The organism is Kitasatospora sp. MY 5-36 (assembly GCF_001182915.1).
Classification (GTDB): domain Bacteria; phylum Actinomycetota; class Actinomycetes; order Streptomycetales; family Streptomycetaceae; genus Kitasatospora.
Genome location: NZ_LFVW01000577.1, coordinates 1 through 7,440, shown reverse-complemented (window position 1 = coordinate 7,440; position 7,440 = coordinate 1). Strand labels below are relative to the sequence as shown.

The window sequence follows — 7,440 nt, the reverse complement described above, 5'->3', positions numbered from 1 at the left end:
GCCTGCTGGGCCTGCGCCGGAGCGGCGGCGGCGGGCACCGGGGCGTCGGCCGAGGCCGGAGCCCCGGCAGCCGGAGCCCCAGCGGCCGGAGCCGAAGCAGCCGGAGCCGAAGCAGCCGGAGCCGCCGCGGGCTCCGTCTGCACGTACCAGGACGGGGGAGTGTAGTCAGGCGCGTCCGACCAGTCGTCGTCGTCCTCCGCCGCGTTGTCGCCGACGTAGACGCCGTCCCGATCGCTGCTCACTTTTCTGGCTCCCTCGTGTTCGCCGCCGCTTGTTCAGCGGTGCCGTTGCCGCATCAAAGACTAGGCCGTACGGCAACCCCCGTTGAAGGCGGCTTCGGTTCCCCGACGGCCCGCCCGGTGCGGCGAGCCGCTGCTCAGTCCATCCGGCGCGGCCCGCCGAGCACCTGTTGTTCGGCCTGCCCGGCCACGGCCCGTACGTACTGGCGCCGCATCCGGGTCGCCCACAGGGTGAGGTCGTCGCCGAGGGTGGGCAGGGCGGCCACGTCCTCCGGGGGCAGCGAGAGCACCCGGCCGGTCAGTTCCGCCTCCTGCGGCGAGATCCGCTGCACGCCGACCAGGTCGGCCGCGTTCAGCACCCGGGAGGCGTTGGGGCCCAGGTAGGGCAGCAGGGTCAGGGTGGTCTGCCAGGGCGCGGCGGAGAGCCGGCTGCGCGGCGGGCGGGCGCCGAGGTCGCGCACCACCAGGACCGGCGAGGCCACCGAGGCGCCCTGCGGGCCGAGCCGGCCGACCTGGTGGACCGTCACGCAGGGCTGGCCGCCGCCGGCGGCCTGGGCCAGCGGGCCCCACAGCTGTCCGCGGGCGGTCTCCACCGCGACCCGGGCGCCGATCGCGGCCGCCCGCAGCGCGATGACCTGCGCGGTCCACATGCCGCCGACGAGCACCAGGTCGTACGAGGTCGGGCGGAACAGGCCGAGCACGGCGGGCAGTCCCTGCGGGTCGACGCCGATGACCACGCCGTCGTCGCCGACCGGGAAGGCCAGCGCCGCGAGGTCGGCCGCCTCCAGGACGTGCTTCTCCCGGCGCGGGCCGCGCAGTCCGAAGCCGGGCAGGATCCGCGGCCTGGTCCGGCGCTGCTCGGCCCCGGGCTGCGGGCCGACGGTGGGATAGGTCTGGTACGCCATCAGGAAGCCCCTCCGAGCGGCAGGGTGGCGAGCATGCCGGGGGCCTGCTCCAGGTCGAGCCGGACGAGGCCGAGCCCGGTGCTCTGGGCCCGGGTCTCCACCTGGCGGCCGACCTGGCCGACCTCGCTCTCGTTGCGCCCGGTCACCCGCAGGTGCCCGCTGACCGTCACCGAGCCGCCGGTGCCGTGCCCGGCGGTCAGGCTGAAGGTGCTGGCGAGGGCCGGCGAGCCGGTGATCAGGTTGACCAGGTCCGGCGCGGCGATCCGGCCGGGGGCGCCGCCGGGGCGGCTGAGCTGCGGCCAGCGGGAGATCCAGTACGTGGTGTGCCAGCGGTCGTCGATCCGCCAGAACCGGTTGCCCTCCTGGGTGCGGCGGGTGGTGCCGCCGCCGCTGCCGGTGCCCTGGCGGCCGGCCACCGCGATCGGGTTGGCGCAGGTGGCGATGGCCAGCGCGGCGATCAGCTCGCGCTCGTCCAGCACGGTCGCGTTGAAGCCCGCGCTGTTGAGCCGGCCGGCCAGCTGGTCGGTGACCCGCTGCAGCGCCTTGCGGGCGCCCTCCTCGCCGCCGCCGCGGGCCCGGACGGCGGTCGCCGCGCGCTCCGGGTCGAGCTTGAGCGCGACCCAGGTCAGCCGCAGTCCGGGGGTGGAGGTGCCGTCCGGCAGCTCGCGGTAGGCGCGGGCGGCCAGCGACTGCTCGGGCAGGTGCTGGGCGGGGGCGGGCTGGGTGTGCTGGACCAGCTGCACCGACTCCAGGGTGATGTCGTCCACCGTGAGCGCCGAGCAGACCACGTCCAGCGGCAGCGGCAGCGCGGTGCGCACCGGGCGCAGCGGCTGGTCCTTGGCCTGGACGAGCAGGACCGAGGTGAGGAAGGTCCCGTCGCCGACCATGCCGGTCTCCCGGCGGACCGGGCGGCCGCCGAACTCGGCCTCGGTGGCGTGGGTGCAGGTGCGCAGCCCCGGTTCGAGCTCCAGCGCGGGCGCCAGCGCCGGGTCGGTGCCGGCCGGCGGCAGCAGCGTCCGGGCCTGCCTGCGGCGGGACTTGAGGGCGGCGCGGACCCGCAGCAGGTCCGGGACGGTGCGGCCGCGCACCGGGAGGAGGGCGAGTACGAGCAGCACCAGCGCGACGGCGCCGAAGCCGGCCGCGACCGTCCGGCTGATCGTCCAGCCGACGGCGACCAGGGCCGCCGCGACCTCGACCAGGACGAGCTGCTGGAGCTTCAACCGCCCGCCGAGCAGCCCCGGTCGGGGGTTGATCCGGACCTGGACGGCGCCGCCGCCCCCGGTGCCGGTCGGCTGCGGCCGGTCGGGCCCCGTCCCCGGTCCTGTCCCCGTCCCGGTCTCGGCCGTCGGCGTGCTGTGCTGCGCCCGGCCGGCCCGGCGCGCCCTCCCGCCGCCCGCACTGCGGCGGCGTCCTGGAGCGGTCTGGCTTGGCATCCCCCGGTGGCCCTCTCTGATCCGTTCTCGCGGCCCGGCTGGCTGTGTCGCGGACCGTACCCGTACCGTACTCACCGTCTGCTGCCGCATCGTAGAGGGTTCGCGCCGGTTCGTGCCCGGCGGGTGACCACGGGGCAGGTCGGTCTGACAACGCCCGACAACGTCTGACTAGGGGGACGACGAGGTATGGCATCGCGCCGGGACGAGCTGAACGCGTACACCTTCGCCCGCAAGCGCACGGTGGGCGCCTTCCTGCTGCCCGCCGGCGGCGGCAGCGACGAGGACGCGCCGCGTCCGGTGAAGGCGGTGCTGCCGAGTGTGCTGGCCGGGGCGGTGGTGGTGGCCGGCTTCGGGCTCTGGGGGGTCTTCAAGCCGAGTGCGCCGGTGAAGTGGGACGACGGCAAGAACATCATCCAGGGCAAGCAGTCGACGACCCGGTACGTGGTGCTCACCGACCAGGACAACAAGACCAAGCGGCTGCACCAGGTCCTCAACATGTCCTCGGCGCGGCTGGTGCTGCCCGCGGGCGCCAAGGTCGTGGTGGTGGACGACGGGGTGCTCGACCGCTACCCCAACCACGGGCCGACGATCGGCATCCCGTACGCGCCGGACAAGCTGCCGACCACGGACAACGCGAACAAGCCGATGAAGTGGGCGGTGTGCGACCGCCCGGGTTCGGACGACAAGCAGGAGACCGTCAACCAGGCGGTGTTCGTGGCGGCCGGGGCGGACGCGACGGCGCTGGCGGCCAAGGACCGGATGCTCGGCCCGGACCAGCTGATGCTGGTGCAGCAGGCCGACGAGCAGCAGATCTCGGCCGCGCCGGCGGCGGGTCAGCCGGCCGCCTCGGGTGCGGCGGTGTTCCTGGTCGACGCGCAGGGCCGCAAGCACGAGATCGGCACCCCGCAGTCGGACGACAAGGAGCGCAAGGCGCTGATCACCGCGGTGTTCGGGCCCAACGCGGTGCCGCAGCGGGTCAAGCGGGACTGGCTGGACACCCTGGTGACCGCCACCCCGATCACCTTCCCGCAGGTCGAGGGCGTGGCCGACAGCCAGGGCGCCAACTCCAAGGTGGAGCTGGGCAACCAGGCCGACCGCCGGGTCGGCCGGCTGGTGCACTACCAGGACCGCCACTACGTGGTCGGCAAGGAGCAGCTGTTCCTGGTCACCCCGTTCCAGGCGGAGCTGATCCGGCAGAACCCGGCATACCAGATGCTCTACAAGTACGACCAGGACAAGAAGCCGCGCAGCGACGAGATGATCCCGGCCGACAACGCCCAGTGGGGCGGCGACGTCGCGCTGAAGGGCACCGCGCCGGACTGGCCGCTGAAGACCGGTGCGCCGGTGAACAACTGGCAGGACCGCCAGGACGCCCGGATGGTCGTGTGCAGCACCTACGACGGCGTCGCCGCGGACGGGGCCACCGCCAAGCGCAGCGTCTGGGCCGGGACGACGTACCCCGCGCCGTACAACAACGGCGCCGGGGCCGCGTACGTGACCCCCGGTCACGGGCTGTTCTACCGCTCGCTGGACCACGCGGCGGCCGGCTCCGGGACCGACTTCCTGATCACCGAGACCGGGTTGCGCTACTCCGTCCCGTCCAACGGCGACGGCGGCCAGCGTCCCACGGCCTCGCCGCAGCCCGGCCAGAGCGCCCCGCCGAAGCAGCCGACGCCGCAGCCGACGGCCACGCCGGCCCCCGGGGCGCCGTCCCAGGAGCCCGGCCAGCAGGAGGAACCGGGCGGCAACCAGGCCCGGTTGGGCTACCAGGGGGTCCAGCCGCTGCCGGTGCCGAAGGAGTGGTCGAACCTGGTTCCGGCCGGTCCGCCGCTGACCGCGAAGAGCGCCGCCCAGCCGCAGAACGCCTGACCGGCCAAGCGCGGCAACCGAATTGGCCGCAGTGTCATGGTCTGGTAACTACTCTGTGCTCGGTGTTGGGCGAGCTGCGTGTGCCGACTACAGTGCTGCTGGACATCACACGGGTGATGGCACGGTGGGGCCCCTCGCGGGCCCTCCGTGCACGCAAAATGTTGTCTCATGGGGGACGGTGGAGCATGGCTCAGGGTCAGTTCACGATGACGGCGCAGGAGATGCTGGCGTTCGCCAAGCAGATCGAAGAGGCCATCGGCAAGATCGAGGCCGAGCGGACCAAGCTGATCAGCACGGTCTCCGGCATCACCGGCGGCTGGCAGGGCCAGGCCGCGAGCGCCTACACGACCCTGCAGAACCGGGTCAACGAGGACATCGCGAAGCTGAAGGAGTCGCTGACCGCGATCAAGCACGCGATCGAGCTGACCACCAAGCACTACGCGAGCACCGAAGAGGAGCAGAAGGCGATGTTCTCCTCGGCCCAGGGCTGATCACCGCTTCCGCGTTGATCGTCGCACCCGCGCCGACCGCCGTTCTGTCCCGATCCACCGCTCCGCGGAGCGCCCGCCACTGACCGCGTGGCGCTCCGCACCCTCGTCTAGGGAGACAACGTGTCCGACCACATTCTCGTCAACTTCGAGACCGTTCACCACGCGTCCGAGGAGGTCAAGGCCTCGGCGAGCCGCATCGACCACCTGCTGAACGACCTCAAGGGCAACGTCACCCGCATCGCCTCCAGCTGGCAGGGTGCGGCCCAGGAGGGCTACCAGGCCCACCAGGCCCAGTGGGACGCCCGCGCCGCCGACCTGCAGAAGACCTGCACGCAGATCGCGACCTCGCTGGACCAGGCCGCGCAGAGCTACCGGACGACCGAGGACGCCAACGCCAAGCTCTGGGGCTGACGTTCGGGTTCCGTAGGGAACAGCAGGGGGCGGGTACCCGGATTCCGGGCACCCGCCCCCGACGCGCGACACGGGTGGACGACATGAGGGGTGGCAGGGTGTCCCGACACGGGTACCGGAAGGCGGCCGCGGCGCTCGCCGCGCTCGCGGTGCTGGGCGGCCCGCTCGCCGCCCCGGCGTACGCCGAGGGCGGGCCCGGACTGGCCGCGGCCGGCGACTGCCCCAAGCCGGCGCCCGACGTGCCGACCGTGCCGTGGTCGCTGCAGCGCCTGCTGCTGGACGAGCTGTGGCAGGGCGGGAAGACCACCGGCGCGGGCGTGACGGTCGCGGTCATCGACACCGGGGTGGACGTCAACAACCCGCAGCTGAGCGGAAAGGTCGACGAGGGCCCCAACCTGCTGGTCAACCGGGAGACCAAGGAGGCGATCCCGGGCAAGTCCATCGAGGACCCGGTCGGCCACGGCACCAAGGTGGCCGGGATCATCGCGGCTGGCCCCAGGAAGGCCACCGGTTTCGTCGGACTGGCCCCCGACGCCAGGATCTTCTCGATCCGGCAGAACGACAGCGACGGCAACGGCGACGTCTCCACCCTGGTCACGGCGATCAGGAAGGCGGCCGACCAGCCCGGCGTCAAGGTCATCAACATCTCCCAGGACGTGCGCGGCGCGGGCGACGCCCGCTTCGGCGGGTACCAGGAGCTGAAGGCCGCCGTCGACTACGCCGAGGCGAAGAACATCGTGGTGGTCGCCTCCACCGGGAACGACGGCAAGGAGGGCGACACCTACCCGGGCGCCTTCCCGACCGTGCTGGCCGTCGGCGCCTCCGACCGCAACAACGAGCGCGCGCCGTTCTCCCAGTACGGCGGCTTCGTGAAGGTCGCCGCGCCCGGTGTCGACATGCTGTCCACCGTGCCCGGGAGCGGCCAGTGCGTGGACAACGGCACCAGCTTCGCCGCCCCGTACGTCTCCGGGCTCGCCGCGCTGCTGTGGAGCGCGCACCCGAACTGGAAGGCGGCCCAGGTGCGGGCCTGGATCGAGCAGACCGCGCAGCGCACCCAGCGCGAGCCGGACAACTTCATCGGCTGGGGCGTGGTGGACCCGGTCAGGGCCGTCACCAAGGCCCCCGACGACGCGCCCTTCGCGCCCACCCCGGACGCCCCGGTGCAGCTCGCCGCCGCGCCGATCGTGCCGCGCCCGGTGGGTCTCGGCGAGACCCAGGCCGACCGGGACGGCCGCACCGCGACGTACGTCCTCGGCGTCGGCGCGCTGCTGGTCGCCCTGCTGATCGGCGGCGGCACGGTGCTGCGCGACCACCGCCGCAAGTCCGCCGACTGACGCGCGACTCACGCCCGATCCCCGCCCGCCCGACCCCCGCCCGCTCGGGGCCCGACCGGGCCGTCGCGTCGAAGAACCGCCGGAACCCCTGTAACACCGCAGCCCGCCCGCCGCATCGATGAAGTGTCAGGGACGGCGGACCGCGGGGGGCAGGGCGCATGGGGTGGATCGGGGCGGGCCGGGAGGCCAAGGACGCGGAGTTCCTGGAACTCGTCTCCGGCCGGACCGGCCACCTGTACCGCTCGGCCTGCCTGCTCACCAGCGGCGACACCCACTACGCCGAGGACCTCGTGCAGGAGGCCCTCAGCCGGATGTACGTGCTGTGGCGGCGCAGCGCCTTCACCGGCCGCGGCCGGATCGACAACCCGGCGGCCTACACCCACACCGTGATGGTGCGCACCTTCCTCGCCCAGCAGCGCCGCCGCTCCAGCGGCGAGCGCCCCAGCGACGCCCTGCCGGAGCCGGAGGGGCAGGACGCCGACCGCACGCTGCGGCTGACCCTCCTCGACGCGCTCGGCCGGATGCCGCCCAAGGACCGCGTGGTCCTGGTGCTGCGCTACTGGGAGGACCGCAGCGTCGAGGAGACCGCCGAGGCCATGCGGGTCTCCTCCGGGGCCGTCCGTACCCGCACCACCCGGGCCCTGGCCCGGCTGCGCGCCCTGCTCGGCGACTCGCTGGCCGAGCTCGCCGCCCGCTGAGGCAGGCCGCCGACCGCCCGGTACCTCTCACCACCACCCGCGACGCAAGGAGACGGTGAA

7 protein-coding genes and 1 pseudogene are annotated in these 7,440 nt (G+C 73.7%); 5 read left to right on the top strand and 3 right to left on the bottom strand.

Going from position 1 to position 7,440, the window contains the following annotated elements:
- The 3 genes and pseudogenes from AE652_RS48565 to eccE all read right to left on the bottom strand — a co-directional run.
- Positions 1 to 242: pseudogene (locus AE652_RS48565) on the bottom strand (MinD/ParA family protein); the annotation flags it as partial.
- A gap of 134 nt (positions 243 to 376) precedes the next feature.
- Positions 377 to 1,144, bottom strand: a complete 768-nt coding sequence (locus AE652_RS30590; protein ID WP_049657368.1) for a hypothetical protein — start codon at positions 1,142 to 1,144, stop codon at positions 377 to 379.
- The gene (eccE, locus tag AE652_RS30585) at positions 1,144 to 2,577 is read right to left on the bottom strand and encodes a type VII secretion protein EccE (protein WP_079272941.1); all 1,434 of its coding nucleotides are present in this window, start codon (positions 2,575 to 2,577) and stop codon (positions 1,144 to 1,146) included. Before eccE ends, AE652_RS30590 begins: the two co-directional genes overlap by 1 nt.
- A gap of 186 nt (positions 2,578 to 2,763) precedes the next feature.
- Here eccE and AE652_RS30580 point away from each other — a divergent pair, with 186 nt between their 5' ends.
- From AE652_RS30580 to AE652_RS30560, 5 genes are all read left to right on the top strand, one after another.
- A complete protein-coding gene (locus tag AE652_RS30580) occupies positions 2,764 to 4,446 on the top strand; it encodes a type VII secretion protein EccB (RefSeq protein ID WP_049657366.1) in 1,683 nt (560 codons plus the stop codon).
- Between the two features lie 185 nt (positions 4,447 to 4,631).
- Positions 4,632 to 4,937: a WXG100 family type VII secretion target gene (locus tag AE652_RS30575; protein WP_063780319.1), complete on the top strand. Its 306-nt coding sequence runs from the start codon at positions 4,632 to 4,634 to the stop codon at positions 4,935 to 4,937.
- 120 nt (positions 4,938 to 5,057) lie between these two features.
- Positions 5,058 to 5,348: a WXG100 family type VII secretion target gene (locus AE652_RS30570; RefSeq protein WP_049657362.1), complete on the top strand. Its 291-nt coding sequence runs from the start codon at positions 5,058 to 5,060 to the stop codon at positions 5,346 to 5,348.
- A 98-nt stretch (positions 5,349 to 5,446) separates the two neighbouring features.
- Positions 5,447 to 6,682 (top strand): type VII secretion-associated serine protease mycosin, encoded by a 1,236-nt coding sequence (gene mycP / locus AE652_RS30565; RefSeq protein WP_234348594.1) that lies wholly within the window; start codon positions 5,447 to 5,449, stop codon positions 6,680 to 6,682.
- Between the two features lie 158 nt (positions 6,683 to 6,840).
- A complete protein-coding gene (locus tag AE652_RS30560) occupies positions 6,841 to 7,380 on the top strand; it encodes a SigE family RNA polymerase sigma factor (protein WP_049657360.1) in 540 nt (179 codons plus the stop codon).
- The last annotated feature ends 60 nt before the right edge of the window (positions 7,381 to 7,440 follow it).